Consider the following 18,765-nt stretch of genomic DNA (forward strand, 5'->3'; position numbering starts at 1 on the left):
GACTGGTTCCCGGAAGCCGCCCCCGCCCGGTTCAGCGCCCCGCCCGGTTCAGCGCCCCGCCCGGTTCAGCGCCCCGCCCGGTTCAGCGCCCGCGGTCCTCAGGCGCGTTCGCGCCGCCTGTTGCCGCGTACCGCCGTGTAGGCCGCGTCGCCGAGACCGACGACGATGATCGCGGCCACCAGCTGGAAGAGGTGCCGCCACCAGTCGATGCCGGACGTCGCGTCGACGCCTGCCGCGCGTGCGATCGCGTTGCCGATGATCGCGCCGATCATGCCGCAGATGGTGGTCAGCCACAGCGGCATGTGCTGCTTGCCTGGAATGATCGCCTTGGCGATCAGGCCGAGCACGAGTCCCACGATGATCGCCCACAACCAGCCCATGACTGCCTCCTCGTACGGCTCCAGCGAGCATTGCCGCCAGTCTTCGGCCGTACCGCGTTCGGCGCATGTCGGGCTCGGCCGAACGGGGGACGGCGCCTACGCGGTGCGGCCCGCACCGGGCGGGCGGAACGGGGGTGCCCCCGGTCTCGTGGACGGCCGGGGTGCGGCGTAACGTGGTGAGTTGTCCGGGACCGGAGTCCCCGAGCGGCCGCGGACGTGAGCGCGGCGGGGACGGTCCGATGCGGACGGATGGTGGAACCGGATGCGGAAGCAGAGTGCCGGCGGCGGCGTCGAGGTGTTCCGGATCACCGGAGCCCGGACGGGCCTCCAGGAGGACGTGCGCGGGCGGCAGCGCCGGTACATCATCTCGATGTCGATCCGCACGGTGTCCGTGATCCTCGCCGTCTGCCTGTGGAACGTGGAACGGCACGTCGCGGTCGTGGCACTGGTCCTCGGGGCGGCGCTGCCGTACATCGCGGTCGTGATCGCCAACGCCGGGCGTGAGAACGCGCCATCGTTGCCGTCGACGTTCGTGACGGCCCCCACGCCCGAGATGCTCCTGCCCCCGCGCGCGGCGGGTGGCTCGGCGGAGGCGGAACCCGTAGCGGAGAGTGCCGTGCCGGATCCGTCGCCGGGTGCGGCGGGCGAGGCGCGCGGCCGGTCCTGACCGCCGCAACCGCCTTCCGGCGGGCGTCGATTCCGCGCCAGGCCGAAGAAATGCTCAGATGAATCATGCCGTTCCGGTGCCGGGTCGTGGTCGACCCGTGACATACTTCGTACGCGCTCCGCATCCCCCGTCGGAGCGACAGACCGACGCCGGGCAGCTCCCCCCGTGGCTGCTCGGCGTCGCCTTGTGTGTGGACTTGTGAGACAAGCTGTGAGTGACGAGACCGCCCCGGAAACCGCCCCCGTCTGTTCCGCGAAGGGCTGCCGCGCGGCTGCCGTGTGGGTGCTGGCCTGGAACAACCCCAAGATCCACACGCCGGAGCGGCGCAAGACGTGGATCGCGTGCGAGGAGCACCGGGAGCATCTGTCCGAATTCCTCGGGGTGCGCGGCTTCCTGAAGGACGTGGTCCCGCTGGCGGACTGGGAGTCCCCGGACAACGCCCCGGGACAACGCCCCGGGGACAACACCTAGCGGTCGGCCACGGCTAGCCGCCGATCGCCGACATCGGGCGGTCGGGCTGCACGAACGTCGGGTCGTCGAGGCCCGCGCCCGCCTTCTTGCCCCACATGGCCAGCCGCCACAGGCGCGCGATCTCCTCGTCGGGGGCGTCGGAGCGCAGGGCTGCCCGCAGGTCGGTCTCCTCGCGGGCGAACAGGCAGGTGCGGACCTGTCCGTCGGCGGTGAGCCGGGTGCGGTCGCAGGCGGCGCAGAACGGCCGGGTGACGGAGGCGATGACGCCGACACGGTGCGGGCCGCCGTCCACGAGCCAGCGCTCGGCGGGCGCGGAGCCGCGCTCCTCGGAGCCCTCGGCGCTCAGCTCGAAGCGGGTGCGCAGGGAGGCCAGGATGTCACCCGCGGTGACCATGCCCTCGCGCTTCCAGCCGTGCTGGGCGTCCAGGGGCATCTGCTCGATGAAGCGCAGCTCGTAGTCGTGCTCCACGGCCCAGGCGAGCAGGTCGGGCGCCTCGTCGTCGTTGAGACCCGGCATCAGGACGCTGTTGACCTTGACCGGGGTGAGACCGGCCTCGCGGGCGGCTTCCAGCCCCTCCAGGACGTCCTTGTGGCGGTCCCGGCGGGTGAGGGTCTTGAAGACGTCCGGGCGCAGGGTGTCCAGCGAGACGTTGACCCGGTCCAGGCCGGCCGCCTTCAGGGCCGTCGCCGTGCGCCTGAGGCCGATGCCGTTGGTGGTGAGGGACATCTGCGGCCGGGGCGCGAGGGCGGCGACGCGCTCGACGATGCCGACCAGGCCGGGGCGGAGCAGTGGCTCCCCGCCGGTGAAGCGGACCTCCTCGATGCCGAGGTGGGTGACCGCTATGTCGATGAGGCGGACGATCTCGTCGTCCGTGAGCAGGTCGGGCTTGGCCAGCCACTGCAGGCCCTCTTCGGGCATGCAGTAGGTGCAGCGCAGATTGCAGCGGTCGGTGAGCGAGACCCTCAGGTCGGTGGCCACTCGGCCGTAGGTGTCGATGAGCACGTGGGCCCCCTCCCTCGACGCGGATCGGCGGAGCGTGTGTCCCCTCCGGCCGTCTCCTCCTGAATCTCCTTCACCTCCGAGCCTACGTGACCGCACCGACATCGGCCGTGGGCCGATCCCTACGACGTACGGCGCGGCCCCGTCGTAGGGATCTACGACGGGGCCGGGCGGGGTGAGCCCAAGCGGGACCGCCGGACCCCGGAGAGCCGGATCGGTGGGCTCCGGAGAGCGGGGTCAGTGGGCCCCGGGGAGCCGGATCAGTGGGCTCCGGTGCCGGTCAGGGACCGGACCTCCAGCTCCGCGTACTTCGCCTTGTCCGGCTCCTCCTTCGACAGGACCGTGCCGAGCCAGCCCATGAGGAAGCCGAACGGGATGGAGATGATGCCCGGGTTCTTCAGCGGGAACCAGGCGAAGTCGACGTCGGGGAACATCGCCGTCGGGTCGCCGGAGACCACGGGCGAGAACAGCACCAGGCCGACGGCGACGATCAGACCGCCGTAGATCGACCAGAGGGCGCCCTGGGTGGTGAACCGCTTCCAGAACAGGCTGTAGAGGATCGTCGGCAGGTTGGCGGAGGCGGCGACCGCGAAGGCGAGCGCGACCAGGCCGGCCACGTTCAGGTCGCGGGCGAGGGCGCCGAGCGCGATGGAGACGATGCCGATGAAGACGGTCGCCCAGCGGGCCGCCTTCATCTCCTCCTTCTCGGTGGCCTGCCCCTTGCGGATGACGTTGGCGTAGATGTCGTGCGCGAAGGACGAGGACGAGGCGAGGGTGAGGCCCGCGACCACGGCGAGGATGGTCGCGAAGGCCACCGCCGAGATCGTGGCCAGCAGGATCGCGCCCCAGGCCGAGTCGACGCCGCCCACGTGCAGGGCGAGCAGGGGCGCGGCCGTGTTGCCCGACGGGTTGGACGCGACGATCTCGTCCTTCCCGATGAGCGCGGCGGCGCCGAAGCCGAGGGCGATGGTCATCAGGTAGAAGGCGCCGATGATGCCGATCGCCCAGTTCACGGACTTACGGGCGGCCTTGGCGTTGGGCACCGTGTAGAAGCGGATCAGGATGTGCGGCAGCCCGGCGGTGCCGAGCACCAGGGCGATGCCCAGGGAGATGAAGTCCAGCTTCGTGGTGCCGCTCGCCCCGTACTGGAGGCCCGGCTCAAGGAAGGCGGCGCCCGCACCGCTGTTGTCCGCGGCCTTGCCGAGCAGGTCGGAGATGTTGAAGTCGAACTTCAGCAGCACCAGGAAGGTGATCAGGATGGTGCCGCCGATCAGCAGCACGGCCTTGACCATCTGGACCCAGGTGGTGCCCTTCATGCCGCCGATGGTGACGTAGACGATCATCAGGACGCCGACGAGGGCGACGATGAGGATCTTGCCCGCGTCGGAGGTGATGCCGAGCAGCAGCGAGACGAGCACGCCCGCGCCCGCCATCTGGGCCAGCAGGTAGAAGATCGAGACCACGATGGTGGAGGTGCCGGCGGCGGTGCGCACGGGGCGCTGGCGCATCCGGTACGCGAGGACGTCGCCCATCGTGTAGCGGCCGGAGTTCCTGAGCGGCTCGGCCACCAGGAGCAGGGCGACCAGCCAGGCGACCAGGAAGCCGATGGAGTACAGGAAGCCGTCGTAGCCGAAGAGCGCGATGGCGCCGGCGATGCCGAGGAAGGAAGCGGCGGACATGTAGTCGCCGGAGACGGCGAGGCCGTTCTGGAAGGCGCTGAACGACCGGCCGCCCGCGTAGAAGTCGGCGGCGTCCTTGGTCTGGCGGCCCGCCCACACGGTGATGACCAGCGTCGCGACGACGAAGACCGAGAAGAGCGTGATGATCAGCGGCCGGTGCTCGCTCGCCTCGTTGGCGGCCAGCTCGGCGGCGAAGACGGTCTGTGCGGGGCTCATGCGCCGCCCTCCATCCGGGTCTTGATGGCCTCGGCCTTGGGGTCGAGCTTCGCGGCGGCGTGCCGCGAGTACCACCAGGCGATGAGGAACGTGGTGACGAACTGGGCGATGCCGAAGACGAAGGCGACGTTGATGTTGCCGAACAGCTTGGTGCCCATGAAGCCGCCGGCGTAGTTCGACAGCAGCACGTACAGCAGGTACCAGGCGACGAAGGCGATCGTCAGCGGGAACGCGAAGGAGCGGAAGGAGCGGCGCAGTTCGGCGAACTCAGCGCTCTGCTGCACTTCGGAGAACTCCTCGGCGGAGGGAAGTGGGCGTTCCTCTTTCGAGGGGGGCGGTGCGTCGGTGGCCACGGAGTCTCCTCGTACGACGGACATGACGGCTTGGACCTCGGTGTTTTGACGGAGAGCTGATCGTGCTCGGGCTCCCTGCCCAACGACACGGCGCCCCGCGGGGACCGGTTCAACGTCCGTGGCACTTTCCGAAGTCGCCCTCGGTGGGTCATTGCTGGCCAGCGACTTCTGGGGATAGCTTCACTCTGCACCACTACGTCATGTACCTGTCCGGGTCGTATCCGTGTCCCGGACGGGTGCCGTTCACCGGATGATGTGGAGACCCCATGGATCATCTGCGTTCCCGAGCCGTCCGCGCTCCCGCCGCGGGCTCGCCCCCGCGGTGCCGGTCGCACCGGGGCTGAGCATGGCGCACATCGAACCGGGCGACGCCCCGCAGGCGTCTCTGCCGCCCCGCCACGCGCCGGCCGCACGAGTTTGCCGAGTTTTCCCCACGGACTGGTTCCCAACGGACTGGAGACATCCCGCATGACCGCACCCCACCCGCGTCACCGCCGCGCCCTCGCGATCCCGGCCGGCCTGGCCGTGGCCGCGTCGCTGGCGTTCCTGCCGGGCACCCCGGCCACCGCGGCGCCCGCGGCGGAGGCCGCCCCCGCCGCGGCGACGGACGGGACCTCGCTCAGCTACGTCGTCAACGTCGCCCCCGGGCACCGCCCTTCCGCGACGGTACGGCGGGCGATAGCCAAGGCGGGCGGCACGATCGTCACGTCGTACGACCGGATCGGCGTGATCGTCGTCCACTCCGCCAATCCCGACTTCGCCAAGACCGTGCGCACGACGCGCGGCGTGCAGTCGGCCGGCGCCACCCGCACCGCGCCGCTGCCCTCGGCCGCGACGACGGACACGGACGCGCCGAAGGTGCTCAGCGGCGAGGACCTGGCCGCCGCGAAGGCCGCCGGGCAGTCCGCCGAGGGCAAGGACCCGCTGGAGCCGCTGCAGTGGGACCTGCCCGCCATCAAGGCGGACAAGGCGCACGAGAAGTCGCTGGGCAGCAAGAAGGTGACCGTCGCCGTCATCGACACCGGCGTCGACGACACCCACCCGGACCTCGCCCCGAACTTCGACCGCGACGCGTCCGTCAACTGTGTCGCGGGCAAGCCGGACACCACCGACGGCGCCTGGCGGCCGAGCGCGGCGGAGAGCCCGCACGGCACCCACGTGGCCGGGGAGATCGCCGCCGCCAAGAACGGCGTCGGCATGACCGGCGTGGCGCCCGGGGTGAAGGTCGCCGGCATCAAGGTGTCCAACCCCGACGGCTTCTTCTACACCGAGGCCGTGGTCTGCGGCTTCGTGTGGGCGGCCGAGCACGGCGTCGACGTGACGAACAACAGCTACTACACGGACCCGTGGTACTTCAACTGCAAGAACGACCCGGACCAGAAGGCGCTCGTCGAGGCCGTCTCGCGGGCCTCCCGGTACGCGGAGAAGAAGGGCGCGGTCAACGTCGCCGCGGCCGGCAACGAGAACTACGACCTCACCTCGGACGAGATCACCGACCCGTCCTCCCCCAACGACACCACCCCCGGTGACCGCGTCGTCGACCCGTCCGAGTGCCTGGACATCCCGACGCAGCTGCCGGGCGTCGTGACGGTCGCGGCGACCGGCGCCAAGGGCCTCAAGTCGTCCTTCTCCAACTACGGCCGGGGCATCGTCGACATCGCCGCGCCCGGCGGCGACTCGACGGCCTACCAGACGCCGGACGCCCCCGCCACCAGCGGCCTGATCCTGGGCACCCTGCCCGGCGGCGAGTGGGGCTACATGGCCGGTACGTCGATGGCCTCGCCGCACGTCGCGGGCGTCGCCGCCCTCATCAAGTCGACGCACCCGCACGCCTCCCCGGCACTGGTCAAGGCCCTGCTGTACGCCCAGGCCGACGCCACCGCCTGCACCGACCCCTACGACATCGACGGCGACGGCAAGGTCGACGCGGTGTGCGAGGGCCCGAAGAACCGCAACGGCTTCTACGGCTGGGGCATGGCGGACGCCCTGGACGCGGTGCGCCGCTGACACCGGTCACGCGCTGAGCACCGCGCGCGTGTGTGGGGCGGGTCGGGCGGCTGCCCGGCCCGCCCCGGAACTTGCCCGTTTCGGGGGAGTTGGTGAAGATCCTGGGGTGACGCCGATACAACCCCCGCCCCGGACCGCCGGCACCGGACGCCGCTCGCCGTCCTCCGGCACCGGCCGGACCGCGGCCGTACTCGTGCTGGTGGTGCTGGCCGCGCTGATACCGCTGCTCGGTCCCTCCCCCGCCCTGCACGGCACCGGGGAGGCCGAGGCCCCCGGCACCGGCGGCATCGCCCTGCTGCGCACCGTGCTCTTCGCCGCGCTGAGCGTCCCGCTCGGCGAGCTGTTCGTGAACCGGCTCGCCCGGTCGCTGCCCGGCGCTCCCCCGGAACGGCCCCGCGCCTGGGCGCCGTACGCGGCCGCCGCCGGGTTCTTCGCCGCGCTGGGGCTGGCCTCGGTGGTGGCGACCGGCAACCTCGTGCCGGGCGGCGTGGCCGACATCGACGTCGGCGGACTGTACGCGTCCCGGGACGGCAAGCTCGCGCTGCTGGAGGTCAACGGGTTCCTCGCCGCCTGGCTGTGCGCCGGCTCACGCCGTCCGGGGCTCCAGGTCTGGCCGCTGGCCGCGGTCGTCGTCGCGGAGGCGCTGCGCGCGCACCCCGCGACCGAGTACAGCCCGCTGCTCGGCTCCGGACTCACCCTGGTCCATCTGGCGTGCGCCTCGCTGTGGGCGGGCGGTCTGCTGTACGCGCTGCGGATCCTGCGGCGGTGGCGGGGCGCCGGGGCGGGTCCGGCGCTGCTGGGTCTCTACGCGCGCGTGGCGGCCGTTCTGCTGGCCGCCCTCACGGCGACCGGGGTGGGCAGTTCGCTGCGCCGGATGCCGCCGGGCACGATCGCCGAGCAGCTGACCGACACGGCGTACGGGCGCGTCCTGCTCGCCAAGGTGCTGCTGGTGGTCGCCGTCGCCGTCCTCGCCCTGTGGGCCAGGATCCGGCTGGGCCGCGCGAGCGACCCGCTGTCCGCGTGCTCGCCCGCGCGCGCGGAGGTCGTCGCGCTGGGCGTGGTGGTCGCGGTCTCGGGGCTCCTGACGGCCCTTCCGGTGCCGATCCGGTGGTGACGGTGGCGACGGTGGTGACGGTTCGGAAGGTGCACGGCAAGGTGCCACCGGGGTGCGGGACTTGACGCTGCGGGAGACCTCGGGGACGGAAGTGTCGGTCCCGGCCCGTATCCTCATTGACCATGCTCGAAGACCGCACGACCGCAGCGCCGTCCGCCACGGCGTGGCCGGCCGCGTACCCGCAGGGGTACGCGGTCGTCGACGTGGAGACCACCGGCCTGGCCCGCGACGACCGCATCATCTCGGCGGCCGTCTACCGGCTGGACGCCCGCGGCGAGGTCGAGGACCACTGGTACACCCTGGTCAATCCGCAGCGCGATCCGGGGCCGGTGTGGATACACGGTCTGACGAACGACGTACTGCGCGACGCGCCCCTGTTCCCCGACGTCGCCGAGGAGTTCGCGGCCCGGCTCGACGGGCGCGTCCTCGTCGCGCACAACGCCGTCTTCGACTGGCAGATGATCGCCCGCGAGTACGCGCGCGCGAAGCGCGAGGCGCCGGTGCGCCACCGGCTGTGCACCATCGCCCTGTCGAAGGCGCTGGACCTGCCGCTGCCCAACCACAAGCTGGAGTCGCTGGCCGCGCACTTCGGCGTCGTACAGCAGCGCGCGCACCACGCGCTGGACGACGCGCGGGTGCTGGCGGAGGCGTTCCGGCCGAGCCTGGTGGCCGCGGCCGCGGGCGGGGTGCGGCTCCCGCTCAACGAGTGCAGGCCGCTGACCGAGTGGTCGGACCGGCCGGCGCCCCGCATTGGCCAGCAGGCGGGCTACAGCGGCTACCGGGCGGCCAGTTGGCGCCCCTCGCGCAAGAGGCCCGCCTGCCCCTATCCCAACCCGGGCCGGTACGAAGAGGGCAAACGCCTCAAGCAGGGCATGCGGGTCGCCTTCTCGGGTGACACCTCCGTCGAGCGGGACCTGCTGGAGGACCGGGCGACGGAGGCGGGGCTGCACGTCGCCACCAGCCTGTCCCGGCTGACCAGTCTGCTGGTGACCAACGATCCGGACTCGGGCACCTCCAAGGTGGTCAAGGCCCGCCAGTTCGGTACGCCGGTGGTGGACGAGGCGGCGTTCGGGCAGCTGCTCGCGGACGTCGAGCCCGCGGACGGCTGAGCCGCGCGGCAGCCGGGGGCCGTGCGGGGCGAGCCGTACGGACGGGTGATTCCGGACGACTCGCCCGCCGCCCGCTGGCCCGCGCCGCTGCGGCGGCCCACCCTGTGGCCCATGGCGACCTGCGAAGTGTGCGGCAACAACTACGGAATGTCCTTCGAGATCCACGCCCAGGGAGCGGTGCACGTCTTCGACTGCTTCTCCTGCGCGATCCACCGCATGGCCCCCGTCTGCGAGCACTGCCGGGTGCAGATCATCGGCCAGGGCGTCGAGGCCGACGGCCACTGGTTCTGCGGCGCCCACTGCGCCCGCGCGGAGGGGAGGGCGGGGATCGTCGACAAGGTCTGAGCGCTTCGCGTGACCGCCGGGCGACCCCGTCGTCGAACCCACGCCGCGGCATCGATGCAGGACATGCTCCCCGCCGGAGCGGGGATGGCCCGCGGTAGACCCCACGGCCTTGCAAGCGGGTCGTGTGCTCCCCGCCGGCGCGCGGCTGTGGCCCTCGCGGGGACCTCCCCACGAGGGCCGACCCCGGCCAAGGTACCGTCGACACGTGTACCGCTTCCTGTTGTCCCGCCAGTGGGTGATCCTCACGCTGGTCGCCGTGCTGCTCATCCCCACGATGATCCGGCTGGGCCTCTGGCAGATGCACCGCTACGAGGAGCGCACCGCCAGGAACGACCTGGTCGCGCGGGCCCTCGACGCGGCGCCGGTGGCCGCGGAGTCGCTGACCGCTCCCGGCAGGAAGATCACCACGGACGAGCGGTACCGCACCGTGACCGCGAAGGGCCGCTTCGACGCGGACGGCGAGGTCGTCGTCCGCCGCCGCACCGACGCCGACGACAACATCGGCTACCACGTGCTGACCCCGTTCGTCCTCGCCGACGGCAAGGTCATGCTGGTCAACCGGGGCTGGATCCCCGCGGACGGGGCGAGCCAGACCGAGTACCCGGAGGTTCCGGCCCCGCCCCGCGGGGAGATCACCGTCACCGGTCGGCTGATGCCCGACGAGACGACCGAGGCGAGCGGCATCAAGGACCTCCAGGGCCTGCCGGACCGGCAGATCATGCTCATCAACAGCGAGCAGCAGGCCGAGCGGCTGGACGCCCAGGTGCTCGGCGGGTACGTCGTCCTGAAGGAACCGGAACCGAAGGGCGACACCCCGGAGCCGATCGGCAGGCCCGGCAACGAGAACGCGGCGCTGAACTACGCGTACGCCATCCAGTGGTGGCTGTTCGCCGCGGCCGTACCGGTCGGCTGGTGGTTCCTGGTCCGGCGCGAGAAGCGCGACCGGGAGAGCGCCGAGACCGCCGAGGACACGGAGCAGGCGGCACCGGCGGAACCCGCGGCGGTGTAGCCGCCCGGCTGTGCAACCGCCCGGCCGTGCGGGCACGGCGCGCGGCCGGAGCCGATTGCTCCGCCTCCGGCCGGGAAGGCGTCACCCGTGCACCCCCGTATCGAGGACTACGCGCTCATCGGCGACCAGCAGACCGCGGCCCTGGTCTCCACGGACGGCTCCGTGGACTGGCTCTGCCTGCCCCGCTTCGACTCCGCCGCCTGCTTCGCCAGGCTCCTGGGCGACGAGGACAACGGCTCCTGGCGACTCGCCCCCAAGGGCGCCGAACGCTGCACGCGGCGCTCCTACCGGCCCGACACCCTGGTCCTGGACACCGAGTGGGAGACCGCGGAGGGCTCGGTGCGGGTCACCGACCTGATGCCCCAGCGCGACCGCGCCCCCGACCTCGTACGGATCGTGGAGGGGCTGAGCGGCGAGGTCACCCTGCGCAGCGTGCTCCGGCTGCGCTTCGACTACGGCTCGGTCGTCCCGTGGGTGCGCAGGTCCGACGGGCACCGGGTGGCCGTCGCCGGTCCGGACTCGGCGTGGCTGCGCAGCGAGCCCGAGGTGCACAGCTGGGGCGAGGACTTCGGCACGCACGCGGAGTTCACGGTCGCGGCCGGCGAGAAGGTCGCGTTCGTACTGACCTGGCACCCCTCGCACGAACCCCGGCCCCCGCTGATCGACCCGTACATGTCGCTGGAGCACAGCGTCGAGGACTGGCGGGGGTGGGCGGCGCGCTGCCGCTACGAGGGCCCGCACCGGGACGCTGTCGTCCGCTCCCTGATCACGCTGAAGGCGCTCACCTACCGGCCCACCGGCGGCATCGTGGCCGCACCCAGCACCTCGCTACCCGAGGAGCCGGGCGGCGTGCGCAACTGGGACTACCGCTTCTGCTGGCTGCGCGACTCCACCCTCACCCTGGGCGCCCTGCTGTCCGCCGGCTACCTGGAAGAGGCGGAGGCGTGGCGCGACTGGCTGCTGCGCGCGGTCGCGGGCAGCCCGGCGGACCTGCAGATCATGTACGGCGTGGCGGGCGAGCGCCGGCTGCCCGAGTCCGAGCTGCCGTGGCTGTCGGGCTTCGACGGGTCCGCGCCCGTACGCATCGGCAACGACGCGGTGAACCAGCTCCAGCTGGACGTGTACGGCGAGGTCATGGACTCCCTGTCGCTGGCCCGGCAGGCCGGCATGCGGCCCCGGCCGCAGATGTGGGAGCTGCAGTGCACCCTGATGGACTACCTGGCCACGGCGTGGCGGGAGCCGGACGAGGGACTGTGGGAGGTGCGCGGCGGACGCCGCCAGTTCGTGCACTCGAAGGTGATGGCGTGGGTCGCCCTGGACCGGGCGGTGCGCACGCTGGAGCACCACCCCGAGCTGGGCGGCGGCGACATCGAGGGCTGGCGCGCGCTGCGCGACGAGGTGCACCGCGAGGTGTGCGAGAAGGGCTACGACCCCGAACGCAACACCTTCACCCAGTACTACGGCTCGCGGGAGCTGGACGCCTCGCTGCTGCTCATCCCCCGCGTGGGCTTCCTGCCGCCGGACGACCCGCGCGTCGTCGGCACGGTCGACGCGATCGGCGCCGAGCTGGCCCGGGACGGCTTGGTGCGCCGCTACAGCACCGAGGGCCCGCAGGTCGACGGGTTGCCGGGCGGCGAGGGGACGTTCCTGGTGTGCTCGTTCTGGTACGCGGACGCGCTGCACGCGGTCGGCCGGGCGAAGGAGGCGCGGGACCTCTTCGAGCGGCTGGTCGGGCTCGCCAACGACGTGGGTCTCCTCGCCGAGGAGTACGACCCGGTGGCCGGGCGGCAGCTCGGCAACTTCCCGCAGGCCTTCAGCCATGTCGGCCTGGTGAACACGGCCCTCGCCCTGTTCGGGGAAGAGGATGCAGGATAGGGACCATGGATCTTGGACTGAAGGACCGGGTGTACGTCGTCACGGGAGCCACTCGGGGCCTGGGCAACGCCACCGCGCGCGAACTGGTCGCCGACGGGGCGAAGGTGGTCCTCACGGGCCGGGACGCGAAGACCGCCGCCGACGCGGCGGCCGCGCTGGGCCCCGAGGTGGTGGGCGTCGCCGCGGACAACGCCGACCCGGAGGCCGCCGCGCGGCTGGTCGCGACCGCCCGTGAGCGCTTCGGCCGCTTCGACGGCGTACTGATCAGTGTGGGCGGGCCGCCGTCCGGGCTCGCCGCGGACAACACGGACGAGCAGTGGCAGTCGGCGTTCGAGTCGGTCTTCCTCGGCGCGGTGCGCCTCGCCCGCACGGCGGCGGCCGAGCTGGCGGACGGCGGGGTCATCGGCTTCGTGCTGTCGGGCTCGGTGCACGAACCGATTCCGAACCTGACCATCTCCAACGGCCTGCGGCCGGGCCTCGCGGGCTTCGCCAAGTCCCTCGCCGACGAGCTGGGCCCGCGCGGCATCCGGGTCGTCGGCGTGCTGCCGGGCCGCGTCGACACCGACCGGGTGCGGCAGCTGGACGCCGCCTCGGCCGACCCGGAGGCGACCAGGGCGGCCGCCGAGTCGCGCATCCCGCTGCGCCGCTACGGCACCCCGGAGGAGTTCGGCCGCGCGGCGGCGTTCCTGCTCTCCCCCGCCGCGTCGTACGTCACAGGCGTGATGCTGCCGGTGGACGGCGGGGTACGGCACGGGTTCTGACGCGGGCCGACGGCGCGGGCGTGGGCGCGTCAGCTGACCCGCTCCGCCCGGTGCTTGACGCCCCGCAGCCGGACCTCGGCCGGGAGTGCCGTGAGGTTGGCCGAGGTCCGGGCGTGGGTCAGCGCGCGGGCGGTCAGGTCGTGCAGGGCGCTGCCGGGGTCCACGTGGGGGGCCAGGAGCAGCCGGACGCGGGTCCCCGGGGCGTTGCGGCGGCCGGTGAGCCGGACACGGGCCCGTTCGACGCCGTCCACCCGGTCCGCCTCGTCGGCGAGGGCGTCCTCCAGTGCCCGGCCGCGCAGCGTCGCGCTCTCCCCGTCCCCGGTGTCGACGAGGACCTCGGCGAGGCGGCGCCGGCGCACCACCGCGACCAGCCACCACAGGGCGAGCAGCAGCAGGACGGCGAGGGCGGCGATGACGACCGGCCACCACCAGCCGGCGTCGCGCCACCGCGTCCGCTCGGCGGTGGTCAGCAGGACGTCGTCGGGGCCCTGGTGGACCCACCAGGAGGGTGCCGGCACGTCGAAGGCGACGGCGAGCACCGCGCCGCCGACGGCGAGCAGGACCAGGCCGGCCAGGCCGGTCAGCACACGGTTCACGGTCCGCAGCACCGCGTCACCCCTTCCGTCCGGGACGTGCCACCCGCAGCGACACGGCAGGCGGCCGGGCCAGCCCGAGTCCGCGCACCGCGTCGTCGAGCACGCCGTCCAGATCGGTCCGTACGTCGTCCAGTTCCCGGAAGTGCGACTGGGCGCGCACCCGGGCCCGGCGGCGGCGCATCCGGACCCGCGCCGCCTGCACCCCGGGGACCTCCATGGCCCGGTCCCGCAGCGCGGCGGCGGCGGCGTCCCGGTGCAGCCCGGCGCGTACGTCCCGGTGGGTGCGGCGCATCGGCAGGAGCCGGCGCAGACCGGGGGTGAGGGCGAGGAGGAGCAGCCAGAGTCCGAGGGCCGCGGCGACGGACGCCCCGACCAGGACCCAGATGTCGTCGAGAGGCCGTTCGGCGAGCTGCCGGGCCAGTTCGCGGCGCCAGCCGAGGGCCGGGCGGCCGGCGCGCACGGCGGCGATGTCGTACAGGAAGACCCCGGCGAGGAGCAGAAGCAGCAGCGAGACGATGCCCGCGGGAACGCGGCGCGTGGACCAGAAGCGTCCGGCCCGTCCGTGGTCCGGCGTGCCGGATTCCTCGTGCGGGTCCGGCGGGCGCTCCGCGGGCGAGGGCGCCCCGTCCGGCTCCGTTGCGGGGTCCACGACCGGCAGGCGCCGGGTGCTGCCCTCTTCCGTGCCGAAGCCCTGGGACTCGCTCATCGGGTCCTCCCGTGCCGCGCGCCGTACTCCGCCGCCAGGTGCAGCCGCTCCACCCGGACGGCGACCTCCGGCACCGACATGCCCACCAGCGTCCGTACCCGCTGGACGACTTGGTGACGCACCTGGGCGCAGCGGGCGCCGATGTCGCACGGGTGGCCGAGTTCCAGGTGGACGCTGACGCGGGCGGTGTCGTGGTGGACGACGACGGTGGCGTACGGGCGCGCCGCGTCCGGGTGGAGCGGGCCGACCGCCTCCAGTGCCGCCCGCGCGGCGACCTTGGCGACGACCCGGTCGGCGATCCGCGTGGCGCCACGCTCGCGGGGCGGCACGGCGGCGGGGGGTTGCAGCAGCTCACCGGCCGCGCCGGTCACGCCGGTCACCGCCGCCGGTCGTCGCGGCCGCGGAAGAGGTCACCGAGGTCCATGTCCCCCTCCAGGAAGCGACCGACGACGAAGCCGACGGCGCCCAGCGCCGCGACCAGCAGAAACGCGCCGAAACCGCCGAAATACCCGGCGAATCCCAGTGCCATGCCGGCGATCATGCCGACCACGGCCATGCTCATGCTGCGCTCCCGTCATCCACCTTGTTCGTCCTCACTGCGGGCCGGTGTCCGTGTCACTTGATCCGGGGCTCCGGTTCCTCGTCCTCCTCGTCGGGCAGCTTGACGTCGCTGACCGCGATGTTGACCTCGACGACCTCCAGGCCGGTCATCCGCTCGACGGCGGCGACCACGTTCTCCCGGACGTCCCGCGCCACGTCCGAGATCGACACGCCGTACTCGACGACGATCTCCAGGTCCAGCGCGGTCTGCTTCTCACCGACCTCGGCCTTCACCCCGCGGGTCACCCCGGACTTGGTCCCGCCCGGCACCCGGTCGCGCACGGCGCCGAAGGTGCGGGACATCCCGCTGCCCATCGCGTGCACCCCGGCGACGTCGCGGGCCGCCATGCCGGTGATCTTCTCCACGACGCCGTCGGCGATGGTGGTCCGTCCCCGGGAGCCGGGGTCGCCGCCGCCGCGCCGGATCGTCTGGCCCTTGGCCGTCCCGGGGCTGTCGCTCGTGTCCTGCCCGGTCCGGTGGCTCTCGATGTCGCTCATCGCCGTACGTCCCTTCCGGTGGGGGTCCCTGCGACCCACGGTAAGCGGGGTCGCCGCACCGCGCGCCGTGGACGCGTCGGATCGGGGGAACGGGGCGGCGGGCGCGGGTCCCACGCGGTGGGCGCGCGGGACCGGCGGGCGCGGGAGCCGGCCGCGCGCTACTCCCCCAGCCCGGCCAGGTCGCGCAGCCGGCGGCCCTGCGCGGCCCGCTCGGCGGCGCGCTGGGCCTCGTAGTCCCGGTGCTGGGCGCCCTGGAGCAGCGCCTTGGTCTCGACGACGGAGTCCCGCGGCGCCGCCAGGACCGCCGACACCAGGTCCCGCACAGCGCCGTCGAGCTGGTCGGCCGGTACGGCGAGGTTGGCGAGTCCGCTGCCCACGGCCTCCTCGGCCATGACGAAGCGCCCGGTCGCGCAGATCTCCAGCGCGCGGGCGTATCCGATCAGGGACACCAGCGGGTGCGTGCCCGTGAGGTCCGGCACGAGGCCCAGGCTGGTCTCGCGCATGGCGAACTGCACGTCTTCGGCGACGACCCGCAGGTCGCAGGCGAGGGCGAGCTGGAAGCCCGCCCCGATGGCGTGCCCCTGGACGGCGGCGACGGACAGGATGTCGCTGCGCCGCCACCAGGTGAACGCCTCCTGGTACTCGGCGACGGCCGCGTCGAGTTCGGCGTCGTCGCCCCGCGCGAGGTCGATGAACGACGGTTCGCCGTCGAAGCCCTCGGGCGTGAACGCCTGCCGGTCGAGCCCGGCCGAGAACGACTTGCCCTCGGCCCGCAGCACCACGGCCCGGACGGAGCCGGGCAGCAGCCGGCCGGCCTCGGTGAGCGCCCGCCACAGAGCGGGGCTCTGCGCGTTGCGCTTGGCCGGGTTGGTCAGCGTCACCGTGGCGACGGCGTCGTCGACGGTGAGCCGCACGCCGTCCTGGTCGAGTGCGGGACCGGGGTCGTGGACGGGCGAAGCCATGGGGCGCCTCCGGAAGGTGCGGTCGTCGTCCCCGCCGTGCGCCGGTCGGTGCGCCGTGCGCCGGCAGGGCTAAGTGACTGCACAGTAACCACCCGGGCGGTCATGCGACCGACCGGGTGACCACCTTCACTTTCGGAGTCGAGGGGTCGCCCGGGTTGTCAGGCCGATGTGGCCTTCTTGCCCCGGGTCGCCCCGCCACGCCCTCGGAGCGTGACGCCCGACTCGCTGAGCATGCGGTGCACAAAGCCATACGAGCGGCCGGTCTCCTCGGCCAACGCCCGAATGCTCGCACCGGCGTCGTACTTCTTCTTCAGGTCTGCCGCGAGCTTGTCGCGCGCGGCGCCGGTCACCCGGCTGCCCTTCTTCAGAGTCTCGGCCACCCGTGCCTCCTCATGGGAAGTGCGCTCTGGTCTTCTCATGATCACCCCTCCCGGCCCTCATGGCCACCCATTCGGCAAGGTCGATGAGTCAAGGTTGTGACGACAGGAGCGTGTCCCCACATACGGAATGCGGAATTCCAGAGAATCTCGTCCGTACCGCCGAACGGGTTTCCCCGCGTAACTCCAGGTCAGAAAGGCGTCGCGGCCGGACCCCCGGGCAATGGGGATCCGGCCGCGAAATGGATGTACGACGCACCTCTTGATGAGGAGATCTCACACAGATGGTGGATCACGGATCGGCCGAATGATCCATCACCAGTGGATCATCCATTCGATCAAGCGGAATCGACCACCGGCGAGACGGCGATCACGCGAGGACGGCCGCTCAGGCGAGGGCGACGAGGTCCGCGTAGTCGGCGCCCCACAGGTCCTCGACGCCGTCCGGAAGCAGGATGATGCGTTCCGGCTGGAGCGCCTCGACGGCGCCCTCGTCGTGGGTGACGAGGACGACGGCGCCCTTGTAGGTGCGCAGCGCGCCGAGGATCTCCTCGCGGCTGGCCGGGTCGAGGTTGTTGGTGGGCTCGTCCAGGAGCAGCACGTTCGCCGAGGACACCACGAGGGTGGCCAGGGCGAGGCGGGTCTTCTCGCCGCCGGAGAGGACGCCGGCGGGCTTGTCGACGTCGTCGCCGGAGAAGAGGAACGAGCCCAGCGTCTTGCGGACCTCGACGAGGTCGAGGTCGGGGTTGGCCGAGCGCATGTTCTCCAGGACGGTGCGCTCGGGGTCGAGGGTCTCGTGCTCCTGCGCGTAGTAGCCGAGCTTGAGGCCGTGGCCCTCGATCACCTGGCCGGTGTCGGGCTTCTCGACGCCGCCGAGCAGGCGCAGCAGGGTGGTCTTGCCCGCGCCGTTGAGGCCGAGGATGACGACGCGGGAGCCCTTGTCGATGGCCAGGTCGACGTCGGTGAAGATCTCCAGGGAGCCGTACGACTTGGAGAGGTCCTCCGCCGTCAGCGGGGTCTTGCCGCAGGGTGCGGGTTCGGGGAAGCGGAGCTTGGCGACCTTGTCGGACTTGCGCTCGGACTCCAGCCCGGCCAGCAGCTTGTCCGCGCGGCGGGCCATGTTCTGCGCGGCGACCGTCTTGGTGGCCTTGGCGCGCATCTTGTCGGCCTGCGAATGCAGCGCGGACGCCTTCTTCTCCGCGTTCTGCCGCTCGCGCTTGCGGCGCTTCTCGTCGGCCTCGCGCTGCTGCTGGTAGAGCCGCCAGCCCATGTTGTAGACGTCGATCTGGGAGCGGTTGGCGTCCAGGTAGAACACCTTGTTGACGACCGTCTCGACCAGGTCGACGTCGTGGGAGATCACGATGAAGCCGCCGCGGTAGGTCTTCAGATAGTCGCGCAGCCAGACGATCGAGTCGGCGTCGAGGTGGTTGGTCGGCTCGTCGAGGAGCAGGGTGTCGGCGTCCGAGAACAGGATGCGGGCCAGCTCGATACGGCGGCGCTGACCGCCGGAGAGCGTGTGCAGGGGCTGGCCGAGCACGCGGTCGGGCAGGTTGAGCGCGGCGGCGATGGTGGCGGCCTCGGCCTCGGCGGCGTACCCGCCCTTGGTGAGGAACTCGGTCTCCTGGCGCTCGTACTGCCGGAGCGCCTTGTCGCGGGTGGCGCCCTGGCCGTTGGCGATGCGCTGCTCGTTCTCCCGCATCTTGCGGATCAGCGTGTCCAGGCCGCGGGCGGACAGGATGCGGTCGCGGGCGAGCACGTCGAGGTCGCCGGTGCGGGGGTCCTGCGGGAGGTAGCCGACCTCGCCGGAGCGGGTGACGGTCCCGCCGGCGGGCTGGCCCTCGCCGGCCAGGACCTTGGTGAGGGTGGTCTTGCCGGCGCCGTTGCGGCCGACCAGGCCGATGCGGTCGCCCTTGGCGACGCGGAACGTGGCGCTCTCGATGAGGACGCGGGCACCGGCGCGCAGCTCGATGCCGGAGGCGGAGATCATGGTCAGACTCCTGGGCGGGTGGGTGGCGGAATGGGCGGCTGAGGAGAGGTCCC

Annotated in this window: 21 protein-coding genes; 9 read left to right on the plus strand and 12 right to left on the minus strand. The window is 72.6% G+C overall.

Annotated elements, in window-relative coordinates; genetic code table 11:
• Positions 1-98: 98 nt before the first annotated feature.
• Positions 99-380, minus strand: coding sequence for a GlsB/YeaQ/YmgE family stress response membrane protein (locus tag IG94_RS0135230; RefSeq protein WP_031047129.1), 282 nt, complete (start codon positions 378-380; stop codon positions 99-101).
• Positions 381-642: 262 nt separating this feature from the next.
• On the opposite strand from IG94_RS0135230, the gene IG94_RS0135235 reads away from it, so the two are divergent.
• Complete coding sequence (locus tag IG94_RS0135235) at positions 643-1,047, plus strand: DUF3099 domain-containing protein (protein WP_031047132.1); 405 nt, start codon at positions 643-645, stop codon at positions 1,045-1,047.
• Between the two features lie 210 nt (positions 1,048-1,257).
• Positions 1,258-1,518, plus strand: coding sequence for a hypothetical protein (locus IG94_RS0135240; protein WP_031047135.1), 261 nt, complete (start codon positions 1,258-1,260; stop codon positions 1,516-1,518).
• 13 nt (positions 1,519-1,531) lie between these two features.
• Here the strand turns inward: IG94_RS0135240 and moaA are convergent, their stop codons facing one another.
• The 3 genes from moaA to IG94_RS0135255 all read right to left on the minus strand — a co-directional run bounded on the left by moaA (position 1,532) and on the right by IG94_RS0135255 (position 4,766).
• A complete protein-coding gene (gene moaA, locus IG94_RS0135245; RefSeq protein ID WP_031047138.1) occupies positions 1,532-2,521 on the minus strand; it encodes a GTP 3',8-cyclase MoaA in 990 nt (329 codons plus the stop codon).
• A 257-nt stretch (positions 2,522-2,778) separates the two neighbouring features.
• Positions 2,779-4,413 carry a solute symporter family protein gene (locus IG94_RS0135250; protein ID WP_031047140.1) on the minus strand — a complete coding sequence of 545 codons (1,635 nt, stop codon included), beginning with the start codon at positions 4,411-4,413 and terminating at the stop codon, positions 2,779-2,781.
• Positions 4,410-4,766, minus strand: a complete 357-nt coding sequence (locus IG94_RS0135255) for a DUF485 domain-containing protein (protein ID WP_031047142.1) — start codon at positions 4,764-4,766, stop codon at positions 4,410-4,412. Before IG94_RS0135255 ends, IG94_RS0135250 begins: the two co-directional genes overlap by 4 nt.
• Positions 4,767-5,234: 468 nt before the next feature.
• Between IG94_RS0135255 and IG94_RS0135260 the strand changes: the two genes are divergently transcribed.
• The 7 genes from IG94_RS0135260 (at position 5,235) to IG94_RS0135290 (ending at position 12,986) form a co-directional block, all read left to right on the plus strand.
• Entirely contained in the window at positions 5,235-6,773 is a 1,539-nt protein-coding gene (locus IG94_RS0135260; RefSeq protein ID WP_031047144.1) for a S8 family peptidase, read from the plus strand.
• Positions 6,774-6,879: 106 nt separating this feature from the next.
• Positions 6,880-7,887 carry a CopD family protein gene (locus IG94_RS0135265; RefSeq protein ID WP_031047148.1) on the plus strand — a complete coding sequence of 336 codons (1,008 nt, stop codon included), beginning with the start codon at positions 6,880-6,882 and terminating at the stop codon, positions 7,885-7,887.
• Between the two features lie 122 nt (positions 7,888-8,009).
• Positions 8,010-8,996: a DEDDh family exonuclease gene (locus tag IG94_RS0135270; protein ID WP_031047152.1), complete on the plus strand. Its 987-nt coding sequence runs from the start codon at positions 8,010-8,012 to the stop codon at positions 8,994-8,996.
• A gap of 111 nt (positions 8,997-9,107) precedes the next feature.
• On the plus strand, positions 9,108-9,341 hold the full coding sequence (locus IG94_RS0135275; protein WP_031047154.1) for a hypothetical protein: 234 nt from the start codon (positions 9,108-9,110) through the stop codon (positions 9,339-9,341).
• A 205-nt stretch (positions 9,342-9,546) separates the two neighbouring features.
• Entirely contained in the window at positions 9,547-10,350 is an 804-nt protein-coding gene (locus tag IG94_RS0135280) for an SURF1 family cytochrome oxidase biogenesis protein (protein ID WP_031047157.1), read from the plus strand.
• 87 nt (positions 10,351-10,437) lie between these two features.
• The gene (locus IG94_RS0135285; RefSeq protein ID WP_031047159.1) at positions 10,438-12,225 is read left to right on the plus strand and encodes a glycoside hydrolase family 15 protein; all 1,788 of its coding nucleotides are present in this window, start codon (positions 10,438-10,440) and stop codon (positions 12,223-12,225) included.
• Positions 12,226-12,230: 5 nt separating this feature from the next.
• Entirely contained in the window at positions 12,231-12,986 is a 756-nt protein-coding gene (locus IG94_RS0135290) for an SDR family oxidoreductase (RefSeq protein WP_031047162.1), read from the plus strand.
• A gap of 29 nt (positions 12,987-13,015) precedes the next feature.
• Here IG94_RS0135290 and amaP read toward each other — a convergent pair whose 3' ends face one another.
• The 8 genes from amaP to IG94_RS0135330 all read right to left on the minus strand — a co-directional run bounded on the left by amaP (position 13,016) and on the right by IG94_RS0135330 (position 18,712).
• The gene (gene amaP / locus IG94_RS0135295) at positions 13,016-13,594 is read right to left on the minus strand and encodes an alkaline shock response membrane anchor protein AmaP (protein ID WP_031047164.1); all 579 of its coding nucleotides are present in this window, start codon (positions 13,592-13,594) and stop codon (positions 13,016-13,018) included.
• A gap of 4 nt (positions 13,595-13,598) precedes the next feature.
• A complete protein-coding gene (locus IG94_RS0135300; RefSeq protein ID WP_031047166.1) occupies positions 13,599-14,288 on the minus strand; it encodes a DUF6286 domain-containing protein in 690 nt (229 codons plus the stop codon).
• Positions 14,285-14,668 carry a hypothetical protein gene (locus IG94_RS0135305; RefSeq protein WP_031047168.1) on the minus strand — a complete coding sequence of 128 codons (384 nt, stop codon included), beginning with the start codon at positions 14,666-14,668 and terminating at the stop codon, positions 14,285-14,287. Before IG94_RS0135305 ends, IG94_RS0135300 begins: the two co-directional genes overlap by 4 nt.
• Positions 14,665-14,850, minus strand: a complete 186-nt coding sequence (locus tag IG94_RS0135310) for a hypothetical protein (RefSeq protein ID WP_031047171.1) — start codon at positions 14,848-14,850, stop codon at positions 14,665-14,667. Before IG94_RS0135310 ends, IG94_RS0135305 begins: the two co-directional genes overlap by 4 nt.
• A gap of 53 nt (positions 14,851-14,903) precedes the next feature.
• Positions 14,904-15,386, minus strand: coding sequence for an Asp23/Gls24 family envelope stress response protein (locus tag IG94_RS0135315; protein WP_031047173.1), 483 nt, complete (start codon positions 15,384-15,386; stop codon positions 14,904-14,906).
• Positions 15,387-15,544: 158 nt separating this feature from the next.
• Complete coding sequence (locus IG94_RS0135320) at positions 15,545-16,348, minus strand: enoyl-CoA hydratase/isomerase family protein (RefSeq protein WP_031047175.1); 804 nt, start codon at positions 16,346-16,348, stop codon at positions 15,545-15,547.
• Positions 16,349-16,506: 158 nt separating this feature from the next.
• The gene (locus tag IG94_RS0135325) at positions 16,507-16,728 is read right to left on the minus strand and encodes a helix-turn-helix domain-containing protein (protein ID WP_003976983.1); all 222 of its coding nucleotides are present in this window, start codon (positions 16,726-16,728) and stop codon (positions 16,507-16,509) included.
• Positions 16,729-17,113: 385 nt separating this feature from the next.
• On the minus strand, positions 17,114-18,712 hold the full coding sequence (locus IG94_RS0135330; RefSeq protein ID WP_031047178.1) for an ABC-F family ATP-binding cassette domain-containing protein: 1,599 nt from the start codon (positions 18,710-18,712) through the stop codon (positions 17,114-17,116).
• Positions 18,713-18,765 lie beyond the last annotated feature (53 nt).

Source organism: Streptomyces olivaceus (genome assembly GCF_000721235.1).
In the GTDB taxonomy this organism is placed as follows: domain Bacteria; phylum Actinomycetota; class Actinomycetes; order Streptomycetales; family Streptomycetaceae; genus Streptomyces; species Streptomyces olivaceus.

Coding starts and splice junctions, on each gene's coding strand:
- IG94_RS0135315 (WP_031047173.1), bottom strand. CDS start 15,386: ATGAGCGACATCGAGAGCCACCGGACCGGGCAGGACACGAGCGACAGC.
- IG94_RS0135235 (WP_031047132.1), top strand. CDS start 643: ATGCGGAAGCAGAGTGCCGGCGGCGGCGTCGAGGTGTTCCGGATCACC.
- IG94_RS0135270 (WP_031047152.1), top strand. CDS start 8,010: ATGCTCGAAGACCGCACGACCGCAGCGCCGTCCGCCACGGCGTGGCCG.
- IG94_RS0135320 (WP_031047175.1), bottom strand. CDS start 16,348: ATGGCTTCGCCCGTCCACGACCCCGGTCCCGCACTCGACCAGGACGGC.
- IG94_RS0135230 (WP_031047129.1), bottom strand. CDS start 380: ATGGGCTGGTTGTGGGCGATCATCGTGGGACTCGTGCTCGGCCTGATC.
- IG94_RS0135330 (WP_031047178.1), bottom strand. CDS start 18,712: ATGATCTCCGCCTCCGGCATCGAGCTGCGCGCCGGTGCCCGCGTCCTC.
- IG94_RS0135290 (WP_031047162.1), top strand. CDS start 12,231: ATGGATCTTGGACTGAAGGACCGGGTGTACGTCGTCACGGGAGCCACT.
- IG94_RS0135260 (WP_031047144.1), top strand. CDS start 5,235: ATGACCGCACCCCACCCGCGTCACCGCCGCGCCCTCGCGATCCCGGCC.
- IG94_RS0135300 (WP_031047166.1), bottom strand. CDS start 14,288: ATGAGCGAGTCCCAGGGCTTCGGCACGGAAGAGGGCAGCACCCGGCGC.
- IG94_RS0135310 (WP_031047171.1), bottom strand. CDS start 14,850: ATGAGCATGGCCGTGGTCGGCATGATCGCCGGCATGGCACTGGGATTC.
- IG94_RS0135275 (WP_031047154.1), top strand. CDS start 9,108: ATGGCGACCTGCGAAGTGTGCGGCAACAACTACGGAATGTCCTTCGAG.
- IG94_RS0135250 (WP_031047140.1), bottom strand. CDS start 4,413: ATGAGCCCCGCACAGACCGTCTTCGCCGCCGAGCTGGCCGCCAACGAG.